This is a genomic window from Capnocytophaga sputigena, from assembly GCF_002302495.1.
In the GTDB taxonomy this organism is placed as follows: Bacteria; Bacteroidota; Bacteroidia; order Flavobacteriales; family Flavobacteriaceae; genus Capnocytophaga; species Capnocytophaga sputigena.
Genome location: NZ_CP022379.1, coordinates 1,294,362 through 1,310,342 on the forward strand (window position 1 = coordinate 1,294,362; position 15,981 = coordinate 1,310,342).

The following is a 15,981-nucleotide window of genomic DNA, read 5'->3' on the forward strand; positions in this document are numbered from 1 at the left end:
TTTGATAAGTTTTATAAAAGAAAAGATAAGTGGATAAATGCTTTATCACCTTACCTTTGCACCATAAAATGTACCACCAAAAAAGTATTTGTATGTTTTTAAAAAATTGTATATACCTTTTATGCCTTGGGATTGCCTCCATCACTACCACTGTGAAAGCGCAACCCTATGTATCACCCATTGGTGCACAGGTGTTTATCGAACCTGGACAAACTGATGAGGAGATAAATACTTGGTTCAAACTCCTCAGCGAGCACCAAATGAACTGTTGTCGCATTCGTATGTTTGAGAATTATATGAAGCGCCCCGACGGTACTTGGGATTTCTCGCTGTTCGACAAGGCTTTTAAAGCAGCTGAGCGGTACAATGTAAAGATTGTAGGCACGCTCTTCCCCGCTGCGCCTGACAATTCGTTAGGTGGCTTTAAACACCCTTATTCGCAGTCGCATCTACAAGAAATTGCTGCCTATATCAAGCAAGTAGTAACCCATTTCAAAACCTCACCTGCCCTCTATGGTTGGGTGCTGATGAACGAACCTGGCACTGGGGGTTGGGTGCCTAACGATGCCTTTGCCAATACCCAAAAAAGTGAATGGCTCAAAACACTACAACCTACTGCCTACAACAGCAAAGGCTACCCACAAATAGTAGATTTCACCCCTCAACAATTCTTGCTACACTACAACACTTGGTACCTGCAATGGATTGCCAACGAGGTAAAAAAATACGACCCTAACGCCTATTTACACGTCAATTCTCACCAAATATTCAGCAATATTGCCGAATACAACTTCCCCGCTTGGCGCAACTTCCTCAGTTCGTTAGGCGCTTCAGCTCACCCCAGTTGGCATTACACTATGCTTCACAGAAATCAATACGCTACAGCTTTGGGGGCTAATTGCGCTATCATACGTTCGGGAGCAGGCGAATTGCCTTTTTGGGTAACCGAATTGCAAGGGGGCAACAACACTTATAGCGGTTATAAAGCCTTCTGCCCTACCAAAGAAGAAATCACCCAATGGCTGTGGACGAGCATTGGCAATGGTGCTGAACACATCTTGTTTTGGTGCTTAAACCCGCGTGCTGTGGGTGATGAAGCAGGTGAATGGGCGCTCGTAGATTTCCAAAACCAACCTACCGACCGACTCACTGCTGCCTCCGAAGTTGCCAAAACACTCCAGAAAATCAATAGTAGCAAATTTAAACCCGTAGTAGCCAACATTCATATCCTCTATACCCGCGAAACGCTTTGGGTAGAAAAGAAAGCCCAACTAAATGATAATACCAACAATGATTACGAGGGCAGAAATACCGGAGGTGCTATGAAATCGGCGTTTGCAATGTATGAAACCCTACTTGAAAATGGTATCAATAGTCAGTTTCAGTGCTTTGATGAGTTCAACTGGAACAAACCCTCTTACAAAGGTGAAACGATTATTTTATCAGGACAAGTAAGCCTCCCATCGCGTTATTGGGAACCTCTGCGCAACTTTGTACGCAATGGCGGCAAACTGATAATGGAAGGACTCAGCGCGTTCTACGACGAAAATATGTTTGCCCTACATCACACGGGCTTTCCACTACAAGATGTATTGGGGGGCGCACTGAAAGAAGTAAAATGCCTCCCTACCGATTTCAGTATAAATTACCAAAACGCACCTCTGCCCGCCCATCTTTGGAAAGGCAGCATCTACAATACTCAAGGACAAATAGTTGTCCAAGAGGGAAATAATGTGTTGGCAACGCGACATCGCTTTGTGAGGGGGGAGACCTTTTGGTTGCCATCGCTATTGGGGTTGGGCGCTTTGCGCAGTGGCAAAGGGGAAGCGCTTTCGCATTTGCTACTCGCCGAAGTACAAGCGGCAGTCCCTTTTCAGTTTGAAACTTACCAAAAAGGAGTGCAAATGTATACAATGCAAAAAGGCAATCAATATCTTACTATCCTCATCAACAAACGCCCACAAGCTACCACAGTAGCATTGCGCTGCCCCAAAGGAGTAAATCCTTCAGTTGTTTTTGCCGATAAGGGAGGAAGTGCAACAGCTAACACCGCCCGCCTATCCTCTGAAGAAACGTTGGTGATTCTTTGGAAATAAAATTTCCTAATTATTTGCAATTTTTGCATCACTACACTTTGCCAAAGTCTAAACCCTTAGGCAGCTTTTCTATAACAATCCCCCTCCGAGATTTTCCTAGTTTCTCCGAGATTCTCCTCTCCCTCCGAGATTTTCCTAGTTTCTCCGAGACACTCCCCCCTTATAACAACATCACCATCAGGTGAATATTTGTGAGATAATAAAAAATAAAGACTTTTATGAGGTAACAAAACTTAGACTTTTAAAAACACAAGCTCTAATGATTCTTTGGAAATAAAATTTCCCAATTCGCTAATTATTTGTACTTTTGTAATTGAATAGCATTCAATTTACAACCAAATGAAAAAACAACTCCTCTTTATCAGTGCCTTAGTGCTTGGCTCTTTGGGTTGGGGACAGCAAAAAACTATCAAAGTAGCTTGCGTAGGCAACAGCATTACCTACGGCTATGGCATCGAAAATCGCGAACAAAACAGCTACCCTTCAGTGTTACAACGCTTGTTGGGTAAAGGTTATAAGGTAGGCAATTTCGGTCATTCAGGAGCGACTTTGCTCAGCAAGGGACATCGCCCGTACATCCAACAAGAGGAATACAAAAAAGCCCTTGCTTTTGCAGGCGATATCGTGGTTATTCACTTAGGCATCAACGATACCGACCCACGTAACTGGCCTAACCACCGCAACGATTTTGTAAAAGATTATCTCACTCTTATCTCTTCTTTTAAAAAAGCAAACCCCAAAGCGCGCATCGTCATCGCACGTATGAGTCCTCTATCGCATCGCCACCACCGTTTTGAGTCAGGCACACGCGATTGGCACGCCGAAATACAACAAGCCATTGCGCTCGTTGCTCAGCAAACAAACGCTCAGCTCATCGACTTTCACGAGCCGCTGTACCACTTCCCACAAATGCTCCCCGATGCCGTACACCCTAATGCACAAGGGGCAGCTATCTTGGCGCAAGTAGTCTTTGGTGCTATTACAGGCAACTATGGAGGCTTGCAACTCCCTGAAATCTATTCTGATAATATGGTATTGCAACACGGGCAGCCGCTGCCCTTGCACGGGATTGCCAATGCAGGCACTAAAATCACTGTAACAATAGGCAAACAGCAACTCAACACCACTGCCGATAGCAATGGCAAATGGCAAGTAACCTTGGCACCACTTGCTGCCAAAGAAACTTACACTTTGCAAATTACTGCCGGTAAGGAAAAACGCATTTTTAAGAATGTAGTAGCTGGTGAAGTATGGCTTTGTTCAGGACAATCGAATATGGAGTTTGAAATGTTCCAAGCCTCAACGGGCGAAAGAGATATCCCTCAAGCCGAAAATCCTAACATCCGCTTGTTCGATATGGAAGCCCGTTGGCGCACTGATAATGCTAACGCTTGGGAGCTTTCTGCCTTGGATTCTATCAATGTGTTGCAGTACTATAAACCCGCTCAATGGGAAGTCTGTACCCCCAAAACCGTACGTGCCTTTTCGGCAGTAGCCTATTACTTTGGACGTACCCTTCAAAAAGATTTGGATATGCCTATAGGGCTCATCTGCAATGCTGTAGGTGGATCGCCTACCGAATCGTGGGTAGACCGCCGTACATTGGAATATGAGTTTCCGCGTATCCTCAACAATTGGCGTGAAAACGATTTTATAATGGATTGGGTACGCCAGCGTGCAGGCGAGAATATCGCTAAAGCTACCGATAAATTACAGCGACACCCCTATGAGCCTGCGTATCTATTTGAAGCAGGCATATTGCCCTTAGCGAAGTATCCTATCAAAGGAGTGATTTGGTATCAAGGAGAATCCAATGCGCATAACAAAGATGCACATAGCAAGTTGTTTCCATTGTTAGTAAAAAGTTGGCGCACTGAGTTTAACAATTCGCAACTACCTTTCTATTATGTGCAGCTATCGAGTATCAACCGTCCGTCGTGGGGTTGGTTTAGAGAAAGTCAGCGCCGATTGATGAAGGTAGTCCCTCACAGCGGAATGGCAGTGTCTTACGACTATGGTCACTCCACCGATGTACACCCTAAAAACAAACAACCCATAGGTGAGCGTTTAGCACAATGGGCGTTAGCCGACACGTATGGCAGAAAAGTACTCCCTTCAGGACCTTTGTTCCGTTCAGCAACTTTCAATGGAAAAGTCGCTACGGTTGCTTTTGATTATGCCCAAGGAATGCACTCCGCCGATGGTAAAACCTTGCGTGGGTTTGAACTTTCTGATGGTAATGGAATTTTCTATCCGGCAACAGCCGAAGTTGTAGGAGAAGCAATAAAAGTGACAAGTGAAGAAGTAAGTACTCCCAAAATGGTGCGCTATGGCTTTAGCCCCGTGACCGACGGCAATTTAGTAAACGAAGCCAACTTACCCGCCAGTACCTTCACAAGTGAACCCTAACATTCTTACCTCTTATCTCTTACCTCTTATCTCTTACCTGATCATAAACTTTCATCAACTCTTGAAACACCGCCTCATCAGTAAAGCGTTGTGCATAGTGGTAGCCCTCGGTAATCATCGTCGTGCGCAGCGCTTCATCGGTAGTGATGTTCACTATAGCCTCGCGTATTTCGGTAGCCGCTCGGTCTAAATTCACATAAATAGAATGAACTCCTCCAGCTTCCGGAAAACAACTGCCCTTAGAAGTAATGACGGGCGTTTTAGAAAATAAGGCTTCTATGATAGGAATACCAAAACCCTCAAACACTGAAGGATAACAGAACACAGTTGCCAATTGGTAGATAATCGCCAATTCTTCCATTGATACACCGCTGAGCAACTGCACACGCTCATTGAGGTTATGCAACTCACAATACCTCTTTATCTCCTCGTAGTATTGAGTGGGTTTACCTACCAATACGAGCGACATATCTTCAAGAGGTTCGATCGCTTTCACTATTTCAAGAGCATTTTTGCGAGACTCTATAGCCCCCACATTCAGCACAAAACGTTCAGGAAGTCGGTATTTTTGGCGTATCGCTGTTTTTTCTTCCGAAGTATAAGTGTTTTTAAACGCCTTGTGACACCCCTGATATACCACTGTAATTTTCTCTTCGGGAACACCCAAATAAGTGATGATATCGCGTTTTGTCTGTTCGCTAATAGCAATGATATGCTGGGCGTTTTGGGCAGCGTAAAGAAATTTTTTATAGTGAATTTTTCTATCAAAATACGAATACCATTGGGGGTAACGCATAAAAATAAGATCGTGAATCGTCACCACCGTCGGCAAATGCTGAGCGATACCTTTGGGAATTTCCCCCGAAAGTCCGTGATAAATATCTATAGGTAGTTTTTTAGCTATATCAGTGATTTTCACGCTGCGCCAAAGACTTTTTAATGTGCGCCAGAAGAAAGATTGAGGTATGATTTCTGTAGTATTTTCATCAATTTTCACTCCTAAAAATTTGCGTTTTTGAGGGTTGAATAGGTACAAACGACCAACCTTATGCTCTTGGAGCATACGAATCAAGTCGCGACTGTAGTTACCCAAACCGCGAAAGTTATGAAAAGCCCGTTTGGCATCAAAAGCTATGTTCATCCGTTAAAAAAATATCATATTGTTTTATACAATCTGTATAAATCCAGCAGCGCCAGCTGCCAATTCGTGAGATAATATTGAAATAATATAGAGAATTTATGCAATCTGAAATTCGTGAAAATTCGTGAGATTCGTGGGAGTTAAAACCATCATAATCTGTTTTATCCGTGTAATCCTTGAGAGACTTTCTAAACATCAGCGTTTCTCAGATACCCTCAGAGTACTCCAAAAACTCATTCCCCTGCAAATCCCTACTTCTTACCTCTTATCTCTTACCTCTTATCTCTTACCTAAACCTCGCCGCAAAGATACAAATAATCAGCAAATTGGCAAATTGACAAATTATCCGTACTTTTGCACCCTGAAACAAACTGAAGAATGCGAACAAGATCAATAAAAAAGAATACTATCAATGTAGTAACCCTTGGTTGCTCTAAAAACGTGTATGACAGCGAAGTGTTAATGGGGCAGTTAAAGGCTGGTGGCAAGGAAGTAGTACACGAAAAAGAAGGTAACATAGTGGTTATCAACACTTGTGGATTTATCAACAACGCCAAAGAAGAGAGCATCAACACTATATTGGACTATGTACAACAAAAGGAAGCAGGATTAGTGGATAAAGTGTTTGTAATGGGCTGTCTCTCCGAACGTTATAAACCCGATTTAGAAAAAGAAATCCCCGATGTCGATCAATATTTTGGCACTAGTGAATTGCCCGCTCTGCTCAAAGTTCTCGGCGCCGACTATAAACACGAACTCATAGGCGAACGACTCACCACTACACCTAAAAATTACGCCTATCTTAAAATATCCGAAGGTTGCGACCGCCCTTGTAGTTTTTGTGCTATCCCACTGATGCGTGGCGCTCATATCTCTACCCCCATTGAAGATTTGGTAACCGAAGCCGAAAAACTCGCCGCCAAAGGGGTGAAGGAACTCATTCTCATCGCTCAGGATATCACTTATTACGGCTTAGACCTCTATAAAAAACGCGCTCTTGCCGACCTATTGCGCGCCTTGGTAAAAGTTGAAGGCATTGAGTGGATACGCATTCACTACGCCTTCCCCACAGGCTTCCCGATGGACGTGCTTGAGGTGATGAAAACCGAGCCTAAGATATGTAATTATTTAGATATCCCACTACAACACATCTCCGATAAGATTCTCACCAGTATGAAACGCGGTACCACCCAAGAGAAGACTACCAAGCTCCTCAATAAATTCCGCGAGGCAGTCCCCGAAATGGCAATCCGCACAACCCTAATTGTAGGCTACCCAGGGGAAACCGAAGAAGATTTTCAGGCACTTAAAGAATTTGTTAAAGCAATGCGTTTTGATCGCCTCGGTTGTTTTACCTATAGTCACGAAGAGAATACTACAGCCTACGAGTTAGCCGACGATGTACCCGAAGAAGTAAAGCTACAACGTGCCAATGAAATTATGGAATTGCAATCGCAAATATCGTGGGAATTGAACCAAGAGAAAGTAGGTAAAACCTTCCGTTGCCTCATCGACCGCAAAGAAGGTAATTATTTCGTAGGACGCACCGAATACGATTCCCCCGATGTCGACAACGAGGTACTCATCGACGCTAAAAAACACTATGTGAAAATAGGCGATTTTACTGATGTTAAAATTATAGAGGCTGCAGATTACGATTTGTATGGAGAACCCATTACAAATTGTTAAAATTTGCTAATTGACAAATTATTCGTATTTTTGCACCAAATTTGTAATATAAAAATTTATATATGAAGATAGCAGTTATAGGCACAGGTTATGTAGGCTTAGTATCAGGCACTTGTTTTGCCGAAATGGGCAATAAAGTAACCTGCGTAGATGTCAATACTGAGAAAATAGCAAAGCTCAAACAAGGGATTATCCCCATCTACGAACCCGGATTGGAAGAAATGGTGCTTAGCAATGTAGCTCATCATACCTTGTTTTTTACAACTGATATAGCCGAAGCTATCAAAGATGCCGAGGTTGCTTTCATTGCTGTGGGAACGCCTATGGGCGATGATGGGTCTGCCGATTTGCAATATGTACTTTCAGTAGCCCAAGCAATAGGCGAAACGATGCAAGGAGAACTCATAGTAGTCGATAAATCTACCGTTCCTGTAGGTACAGCCGACAAAGTGCGTGCTACTGTACAAGCTGCCTTAGATAAACGCGGAGTAAATTACAAATTTCACATAGTTTCCAATCCCGAGTTCTTAAAAGAAGGTAAAGCCATTGAAGACTTTATGAAGCCCGATCGCGTGGTTATAGGAGCGGATAACGAATACGCTTTCAAGAAGATGAAAGAACTCTACAATCCGTTTTATATGCAAAATGAACGGATGATCACAATGGATATCCGCTCAGCTGAAATGACCAAATATGCCGCCAATACAATGCTTGCTACCAAAATATCGTTTATGAACGAGATTGCCAATATCTGTGAACGTGTAGGAGCCGATGTGAACAAAGTGCGTATCGGGATAGGTTCTGATAGCCGTATAGGCTACAGTTTTATTTACCCTGGTTGTGGTTATGGAGGTTCTTGTTTCCCCAAAGATGTATTAGCTTTAAAAAAACTAGCTGAAGAGGTAAACTACAAAGCAGAACTTATTGAGTCTGTCGATAAGGTAAACAACCGACAAAAATATGTGATTGCCCAAAAAGTGATTGCCAAATATGGGGAAGACCTCAGCGGTAAAACCTTTGCTGTATGGGGGCTTTCGTTCAAACCTGAAACCGATGATATGCGTGAAGCACCTGCAATTTATATCATTAAAGAATTGGTGAAACGTGGTGCCAAAGTGCAAGCCTATGACCCCAAAGCAGTACACGAAGCCAAAGTATGTTATTTAAAGGATGTAGAAGTTACTTATGTAGAGAGTAAATATGAAGCCCTAAAAGGAGCTGACGCCCTCATTTTACTTACCGAATGGAAAGAATTCCGCGTCCCTGATTTCGATGAAATAGCTAAATTGCTAAACGAAAAAGTAATCTTTGACGGTCGTAACCAATACAACGCCTTTGAATTACCCCAAAAAGGTTGGGAATATATACAAATAGGAGTTTAAAAAGAGAGTGATGAAAATATTAGTAACAGGAGGAGCTGGCTTTGTAGGCTCAAACCTTTGTGAAGCCCTAGCCAAAGCCCCTCAAAACGATGTCTATTCGTTAGACAATTACTTTACCGGAAGTCGGGACAACCACGTGGAGGGTGTAACCTATATAGAAGGTAGCACCGAACACATTTTTGAGTTGATCAATTTTACACCCGATTTGATATATCATCTAGGGGAATACTCACGAGTAGAGCAAAGTTTTGAGGATATAGACAAAGTCCTTTTGTTCAACAAAATAGGCACCTTAAAAGTGTTAGAGTTCTGTCGTAAACACAGGTGCAAACTGGTCTATGCAGGCAGTAGCACTAAGTTTGGCGATGGCGGAATGGGCAAAGACCAAAGCCCTTATGCTTGGAGCAAATCCTCTAACACCGAACTGATTATCAACTATGGCAATTGGTACAATTTAAATTATGCCATTGTATATTTCTACAATGTCTATGGCAAACGAGAAATACACACCGGTAAATACGCTACTCTCATAGCCCTTTTTACTGAGAAAATGAAAAAGGGCGAACCACTAACAGTAGTGAGTCCTGGTACCCAACAGCGCAATTTCACCCATATAGACGATATCGTCGATGGACTGCTATTAGTAGGACAAAAAGGCAAAGGCGATGGCTACGGCATTGGCAGTCCTGAGACTTATACTGTTTTGGAGATTGCTAAACTATTTGGAGGCGAGATACAAATGCTACCAGAACGCAAAGGCAACCGAATGACTGCCGAAGTGGTTACCCAAAAAACAGAAGAACTTGGCTGGAAAGCTAAGAAACATATAAAAGAGTTTATAAAGAATTTAGCAGATTAACAAGTGAAAATATTAGTAACAGGAGCTGCAGGATTTATTGGTGCCTTTGTTTGCAAAGCTTTATTAGAAAAAGGACATCAAGTGGTTGGGATTGATAATCTCAATAATTACTATGATGTAAATTTAAAATATGGTCGATTAGATTTTTTAGGTATTAAAAAAGAAAAATGTATTGATCATACACTTATTAATAGCGAATTATATTCTACTTTTCAATTTGCAAAAGTAGATATTACAGATAAACAACAATTAGTATCGTTATTTGACAAAGAAAAGTTTGAAGTAGTATGTAATTTGGCCGCTCAAGCAGGAGTGAGATATTCTATTGAAAATCCTGATACTTATATACAATCTAATATAGTAGGCTTCGCTAATCTGTTAGAATGTTGCCGCCATTTTTTGGTAAAACATTTAGTATATGCGAGTAGTTCAAGCGTATATGGAATGAATGCTAAAATACCTTTCTCTGAAACCGACAAAGTAGATGCTCCTGTAAGCTTGTATGCAGCTACTAAAAAGAGTAATGAATTGATGGCATACACCTATACTCATCTATATAAGTTTGCCTCTACAGGATTGCGCTTTTTTACTGTTTATGGACCTTGGGGGCGCCCTGATATGTCGCCTATCTTGTTTGCTAACGCTATTGCACAAGATCAACCTATAAAGGTGTTTAATAGTGGTAATATGGAGCGAGACTTTACCTATATTGATGATATAGTAGTAGGGGTAGTAACTATTATAGAAAAACCTATTACAGAATTTAGACCTATGTACAAAATATATAATATAGGGAATAATAATTCTGTAAAGTTAATGGACTTTATAGCTACTATTGAAAAATATATGGGCAAGGAAGCTAAAAAAGAGATGTATCCTATGCAAATGGGAGATGTACAACGTACTTGGGCTGATGTAAGTGACCTAATGAAAGACTATAACTATAAGCCTTCTACAAGTATAGAAGAAGGTATAAAACAGTTTATAAATTGGTATAAAGAATATTATAAGTAATGAAATATACCATACATCTAAAAAACAACAAAACCTACACTTGTGAAGAGAACACCTCTTTGTTACAAGCCGCTTTGGATAGTGGTATTGCTTTGGAATACTCTTGTCTCAACGCCCGTTGCAGCAGTTGCCGTGTGAAAATACTTGAGGGTGAGGTAGAGAATTTGCAAGATGAACAAGTCCTTACCGCAGAAGAAAAAGCAGCAGGCTATGTACTCTCGTGTAATGTAGTACCTAGATCAGAAGTAGTTTTAGATGTAGAAGACTTGGGAGTAACGTTGCCTAAACCACAAGTAACACCTTGCAAAATCAATAGCATTACAGCCGTAGCCACACATATAGCAGAAGTAGTCTTACGCTTGCCCCCTAAAGTTGATTTTCAGTTTTTAGCAGGGCAATATATAGATATCATCAGAAACGGACAAAAACGCAGTTATTCTATCAGTCATAACCAATGTGAAAATAATGAGTTAACACTATTCATTCGCAATTATGAGGGAGGTTTGTTTAGTCAGTATTGGTTTAGCGAAGCCAAAGCCAACGACCTTTTGCGAATGGAAGGTCCTTTAGGTACCTTTTTCTACCGCAGCAATCCCGCTTGTGAAGAGATTGTATTGTTAGCAACAGGTACGGGGATTGCACCTATCAAAGCAATACTCGATCAATGGCAACAACAACCCGAGCAAGTAAAAGGTAAAAAAATATGGTTACTTTGGGGAGGAAGAAAAAAAGAAGACCTCTTTTGGCAACCCGAAACAACACTATCTAATTTCACCTATATACCCGTGCTCACTCGCGAAGACGAGTGGCAAGGAGCTAAAGGTTATGTACAAGAAATAGCGCTACAGCAACCTATCCATTGGCAAAAAGCACAAGTATATGCTTGTGGTAGTGAAGTGATGATACAAAGCGCCCAAAAGCTCCTCACCCAACAAGGATTAAAAGAAGAAAACTTCTTCTCCGATGCCTTTGTTTAACCCATCAGCGCAAGCTGAAAACATTTGTGGTCAAAAAAATAATTCGATATAAAACACTATGAAAGCAGTAATATTAGCAGGCGGTCTTGGTACACGCCTCAGTGAAGAAACCGCCATACGTCCCAAACCAATGGTAGAAATAGGAGGAATGCCCATCTTGTGGCATATCCTCAAAATCTATTCACACTATGGTATCAACGAGTTCATCATCTGTTGTGGCTACAAAGGATATATCATCAAAGAGTATTTCGCCAATTACTTTATGCACCAATCGGATATCACTTTCGATATGGCAAACAACGAGATGCACGTACACCAAAAACGCGCCGAACCTTGGAAAGTTACCCTTATTGACACAGGGGAACATTCAATGACGGGAGGTCGCCTCAAACGTGTTTTGCAATACATTGAAAACGATGAAGCTTTCTGTTTTACTTATGGCGACGGAGTATCTGATATAGATATCGCTAAATTAGTGGCATTCCATAAAGCACATGGCAAGCAAGCCACCCTCACAGCTGTCTATCCCCCAGGTCGCTTTGGAGCTTTAGATATAATAGACAATCAGATTATGAAGTTTCAAGAAAAACCCAAAGGCGATGGTGCTCTCGTAAACGGAGGTTTCTTTGTGCTTTCTCCTAAAGTGATAGAGCGCATCAAAGACGATAATACAATTTGGGAACAAGAACCTCTCAAAGGATTAGCTGCCGACGGACAGCTGATGAGCTACAAACACGAAGGATTTTGGCAACCAATGGATACCCTTCGCGACAAAATGCTCTTAGAAGAATTATGGCAAAACGATAAAGCTCCTTGGAAAGTATGGCAATAGGAAAAGTAAACCCACAATTTTGGAAAGGCAAACGCGTATTTGTTACAGGGCACACGGGCTTCAAAGGTTCGTGGCTATCACTATGGCTACAACTGATGGGAGCCGAAGTAAAAGGATTTTCATTAGCTCCTCCTACCCAGCCCGCCCTCTTTGAAGTAGCTAAAGTAGGTGACAATATGCAAACTGAAATAGGCGACATTCGCAACCTCCAGCAGCTATCACAAAGCATACGTGCTTTCAATCCCGATGTGCTGTTACACTTAGCTGCCCAACCTTTAGTCCGACTTTCCTACAAAGAACCTGTAGATACGTATAGTACCAATGTAATGGGTACGGTAAACGTTTTAGAAGCAGCTCGTTATGCCTCTAACCTGAAATCAGTAGTAATCATCACTACCGATAAGTGTTATGAGAACCGCGAATGGGAATGGGGCTATCGTGAAAACGAACCTATGGGCGGACACGACCCTTATAGCAATAGCAAAGGCTGTGCTGAGTTAGTAGTCTCTGCCTATCGCCGTTCGTTTTTTTATACTAACGATACCGCAGCAGTAGCCTCAGCCCGTGCAGGTAATGTGATAGGAGGAGGCGATTGGGCTGACGACCGGTTGATACCCGATATCTTGCGTGCTTTCGAAAAACAACAACCTGTAATCATCCGTAACCCACTATCCACGCGTCCGTGGCAACACGTATTAGAACCCCTTTCAGGCTATCTTGTATTAGCCGAACGCTTGTATAATGAAGGCAACGCCTTTGCCGAAGGTTGGAACTTTGGACCTAAGGACGACGATTGCCAGCCTGTACAATGGATATTAGAGAAAATGGTACAATTTTGGGGTGAAGGAGCTCATTATGAATGGGACAAGAGCGAACAGCCTCACGAAGCTAATTTCTTAAAACTCGACTGTTCCAAAGCTGCTACCCGACTCAAATGGCATCCTCAATGGCGACTTGCCGATACTTTAGAGAAAATCGTCCACTGGCATCGCTCTTGGTTACAAGGAGCAGATATGCAAACCCACTGCCTTTACGAAATCAAAGGATATATGGAATCCTAACCCCATCAGCGCAAGCTGAAAACATTCGTGCAATCCGTGGGCAAAAAAAATATCAGCGCAAGCTGAAAACTTTTATAATCAAAAAAGAAAATATGTCATTAGAAACAATTAGAGAAGAAATAGCAAAATTAGTAACCCAATATGCCCAAGAGGCTTACAAACCCAAACCCTTTGAAGCAGGAAAAACAGTAATCCCTCCTTCAGGAAAAGTAATCGGCGAACAAGAACTCCAAAATATGGTAGCTGCCTCTTTAGATGCTTGGCTCACCACAGGACGATTTAACGCCGCTTTTGAACAGAAATTAGCCGCCTTCCTAGGGGTGAAATATTGCATTACTGTAAATTCAGGTTCATCAGCCAACTTAGTAGCTTTCAATACCCTCACTTCTCCTAAATTAGGCGACCGCGCAATCAAAAAAGGTGATGAAGTAATAGGCGTAGCAGCAGGATTCCCTACTACAGTGAACCCTATTATACAGTTTGGAGCTATACCCGTATTTGTAGATGTCGACCTACACACACATAATGTAAACGCCGACCTTATAGAACAAGCTATCACCCCTAAAACCAAGGCGATTATGCTCGCCCATACTTTAGGGAATCCTTTCAACTTAGAGAAAATAAAAGCCCTTTGTGAGAAATATAACCTTTGGCTCGTAGAAGATTGCTGTGATGCCTTAGGTGCTACCTACAACGGACAAAAAGTAGGAACTTTTGGTGATATTGCAACACTTAGCTTCTACCCTGCGCATCATATCACTATGGGCGAGGGAGGGGCAGTATTTACTAACAATGCCGAACTAAAAACCATAGCTGAGTCTTTCCGCGATTGGGGTCGTGATTGCTATTGCGCACCTGGGAAAGATAACACTTGCAACTGTCGCTTCTCACAACAGCACGGCGATTTGCCTTTTGGTTACGACCATAAATATGTGTATTCACATATAGGTTACAACCTAAAAATTAGCGATATGCAAGCCGCTTGTGGCTTAGCACAGTTAGACCGCGTAGAGGAGTTTATAGAAAAACGCCGTAAAAATTTCACCTACCTCAAAGAGCGACTCCAAACGCTTACTGATTTTCTATACCTACCAGAAGCAACCCCAAATAGTGACCCTTCTTGGTTTGGCTTTCCTATTACCCTTAAAGAAAAATCAGGCACTACACGTGTAGACTTGCTCCGCTTCTTAGACCAACAAAGAATAGGCACACGCCTGCTCTTTGCTGGTAACCTCATCAAGCAACCTTATTTCCAAGGAGTAGAATACCGCATCGTAGGCGACCTTACTAATACCGATATCACAATGAACCAAACCTTTTGGGTAGGTATCTATCCCGCCTTAGGTGAGGAAGAATTAGATTACATAGCGGAACAATTAGAGGAATATTTCGGAGTAAATTTCTAACTTTAGCACAAATAAGTAAGAACCAATTAATGGGTATCTTTACAATATCACCCCTATCAGCGCAAGCTGAAACATTCGTGCAAATTCGTAAGATTCGTAGGCGAACCCCCATCAGCACAAGCTGAAATATTTGTGTTAATTCGTGAAATTCGTGGGCGACCCCCCATCAGCGCAAGCTGAAACATTCGTGCAAATTCGTGAAATTCGTGGGCAAAACCCCATCAGCACAAGCTGAAAATATGCCTTTCGTGGGAGCTTTCAATCCTACATAGAGCAAGAATTTGAAATAGCAATATAATTATGACAATACTTTTAACGGGCGCAACAGGATTCCTCGGCAGTCATTTGCTAAAAACCTTAGTCAGCAAAGGCTATAAGGTAGTAGTACTCAAACGCTCTACCTCCGATATGTGGCGTTTAAAAGGTTTTGAACATACTTTTAAAAGCTATGATATAGACCAAGTACCTTTGTAAAAAGCTTTTGAAGATCAGTATATAGATACTATCATCCACACCACTTGTATGTATGGTAGAAAAGGCGAGAGCATGCAACATATACTAGAAACAAATTTAATGTTTGGCATTAAATTGCTTAATACAGCAATAAACTTTAATACTAGAACATTTTTCAATATAGGCACATTGTTGGATAGACAAATAAACACTTATGCCCTTTCAAAAAAACAATTTGAAGAGTGGTTACAATTAGCTTCTGATAAAATACAAGTTGTAAACTTAAAATTAGAGCTTATGTTTGGAGAGCAAGATGGTAATGACAAATTCACCTCTTGGATCTTGAATGAACTTCGGCAAGAGAAACCAAACATCCCGCTCACCGCAGGCTCACAGAAGCGTGATTTTATCTATATAGACGATGTAGTGAGTGCCTACCTTACTTGTTTAGAACAAGCACCATAACTACTAAAAGCCTTTAATGATATAGAGGTAGGTATAGGTGTACTCACTCCCGTAAAGACTTTTGTAATACTTGTCAAAGAGGTATTAGAAAAACTTAAAGACAAACCAATACAAACACAGTTGAATTTTGGCGCTCTCCCCTATCGAGAGGGTGAGATTATGGAACCTCAAGTAGATAATAATGTGTTGTGCTCTTT

The 15,981-nt window shown here is 41.7% G+C and carries 12 protein-coding genes and 1 pseudogene; 12 read left to right on the top strand and 1 reads right to left on the bottom strand.

The window, feature by feature from the left end:
• Positions 1–29: 29 nt before the first annotated feature.
• Positions 30–2,096 carry a beta-galactosidase gene (locus CGC57_RS05600; protein ID WP_095898316.1) on the top strand — a complete coding sequence of 689 codons (2,067 nt, stop codon included), beginning with the start codon at positions 30–32 and terminating at the stop codon, positions 2,094–2,096.
• A gap of 339 nt (positions 2,097–2,435) precedes the next feature.
• Positions 2,436–4,505 (top strand): GDSL-type esterase/lipase family protein, encoded by a 2,070-nt coding sequence (locus CGC57_RS05605; RefSeq protein ID WP_095898317.1) that lies wholly within the window; start codon positions 2,436–2,438, stop codon positions 4,503–4,505.
• A gap of 19 nt (positions 4,506–4,524) precedes the next feature.
• Here CGC57_RS05605 and CGC57_RS05610 read toward each other — a convergent pair whose 3' ends face one another.
• On the bottom strand, positions 4,525–5,646 hold the full coding sequence (locus CGC57_RS05610; RefSeq protein ID WP_095898318.1) for a glycosyltransferase family 4 protein: 1,122 nt from the start codon (positions 5,644–5,646) through the stop codon (positions 4,525–4,527).
• Between the two features lie 133 nt (positions 5,647–5,779).
• On the opposite strand from CGC57_RS05610, the gene CGC57_RS05615 reads away from it, so the two are divergent.
• The 10 genes and pseudogenes from CGC57_RS05615 (at position 5,780) to CGC57_RS05660 (ending at position 15,784) form a co-directional block, all read left to right on the top strand.
• Positions 5,780–6,043 (top strand): hypothetical protein, encoded by a 264-nt coding sequence (locus CGC57_RS05615; RefSeq protein WP_095898319.1) that lies wholly within the window; start codon positions 5,780–5,782, stop codon positions 6,041–6,043.
• On the top strand, positions 6,025–7,335 hold the full coding sequence (gene rimO / locus CGC57_RS05620) for a 30S ribosomal protein S12 methylthiotransferase RimO (protein ID WP_095898320.1): 1,311 nt from the start codon (positions 6,025–6,027) through the stop codon (positions 7,333–7,335). Before CGC57_RS05615 ends, rimO begins: the two co-directional genes overlap by 19 nt.
• A 62-nt stretch (positions 7,336–7,397) precedes the next feature.
• Complete coding sequence (locus tag CGC57_RS05625; RefSeq protein ID WP_095898321.1) at positions 7,398–8,717, top strand: UDP-glucose dehydrogenase family protein; 1,320 nt, start codon at positions 7,398–7,400, stop codon at positions 8,715–8,717.
• A gap of 10 nt (positions 8,718–8,727) precedes the next feature.
• Complete coding sequence (locus CGC57_RS05630; RefSeq protein WP_095898322.1) at positions 8,728–9,576, top strand: NAD-dependent epimerase/dehydratase family protein; 849 nt, start codon at positions 8,728–8,730, stop codon at positions 9,574–9,576.
• Positions 9,577–9,579: 3 nt separating this feature from the next.
• A complete protein-coding gene (locus CGC57_RS05635; RefSeq protein WP_095898323.1) occupies positions 9,580–10,590 on the top strand; it encodes an NAD-dependent epimerase in 1,011 nt (336 codons plus the stop codon).
• On the top strand, positions 10,590–11,567 hold the full coding sequence (locus CGC57_RS05640) for a 2Fe-2S iron-sulfur cluster-binding protein (RefSeq protein WP_095898324.1): 978 nt from the start codon (positions 10,590–10,592) through the stop codon (positions 11,565–11,567). Before CGC57_RS05635 ends, CGC57_RS05640 begins: the two co-directional genes overlap by 1 nt.
• A gap of 58 nt (positions 11,568–11,625) precedes the next feature.
• A complete protein-coding gene (gene rfbF / locus CGC57_RS05645) occupies positions 11,626–12,399 on the top strand; it encodes a glucose-1-phosphate cytidylyltransferase (RefSeq protein ID WP_095898325.1) in 774 nt (257 codons plus the stop codon).
• A complete protein-coding gene (gene rfbG / locus CGC57_RS05650) occupies positions 12,390–13,460 on the top strand; it encodes a CDP-glucose 4,6-dehydratase (RefSeq protein ID WP_095898326.1) in 1,071 nt (356 codons plus the stop codon). The genes rfbF and rfbG overlap by 10 nt, the downstream gene beginning before the upstream one ends.
• 92 nt (positions 13,461–13,552) lie before the next feature.
• Complete coding sequence (gene rfbH, locus CGC57_RS05655; protein ID WP_095898327.1) at positions 13,553–14,866, top strand: lipopolysaccharide biosynthesis protein RfbH; 1,314 nt, start codon at positions 13,553–13,555, stop codon at positions 14,864–14,866.
• Between the two features lie 300 nt (positions 14,867–15,166).
• Positions 15,167–15,784, top strand: a pseudogene (locus tag CGC57_RS05660) (NAD-dependent epimerase/dehydratase family protein).
• Positions 15,785–15,981: the final 197 nt, after the last annotated feature.

Bases quoted from the DNA above. Each gene is read 5' to 3' on its own strand.
- CGC57_RS05605 (WP_095898317.1), top strand. From the start codon at position 2,436: ATGAAAAAACAACTCCTCTTTATCAGTGCCTTAGTGCTTGGCTCTTTG.
- CGC57_RS05610 (WP_095898318.1), bottom strand. From the start codon at position 5,646: ATGAACATAGCTTTTGATGCCAAACGGGCTTTTCATAACTTTCGCGGT.
- rimO (WP_095898320.1), top strand. From the start codon at position 6,025: ATGCGAACAAGATCAATAAAAAAGAATACTATCAATGTAGTAACCCTT.
- CGC57_RS05625 (WP_095898321.1), top strand. From the start codon at position 7,398: ATGAAGATAGCAGTTATAGGCACAGGTTATGTAGGCTTAGTATCAGGC.
- CGC57_RS05630 (WP_095898322.1), top strand. From the start codon at position 8,728: ATGAAAATATTAGTAACAGGAGGAGCTGGCTTTGTAGGCTCAAACCTT.
- CGC57_RS05640 (WP_095898324.1), top strand. From the start codon at position 10,590: ATGAAATATACCATACATCTAAAAAACAACAAAACCTACACTTGTGAA.
- rfbF (WP_095898325.1), top strand. From the start codon at position 11,626: ATGAAAGCAGTAATATTAGCAGGCGGTCTTGGTACACGCCTCAGTGAA.
- rfbG (WP_095898326.1), top strand. From the start codon at position 12,390: ATGGCAATAGGAAAAGTAAACCCACAATTTTGGAAAGGCAAACGCGTA.
- rfbH (WP_095898327.1), top strand. From the start codon at position 13,553: ATGTCATTAGAAACAATTAGAGAAGAAATAGCAAAATTAGTAACCCAA.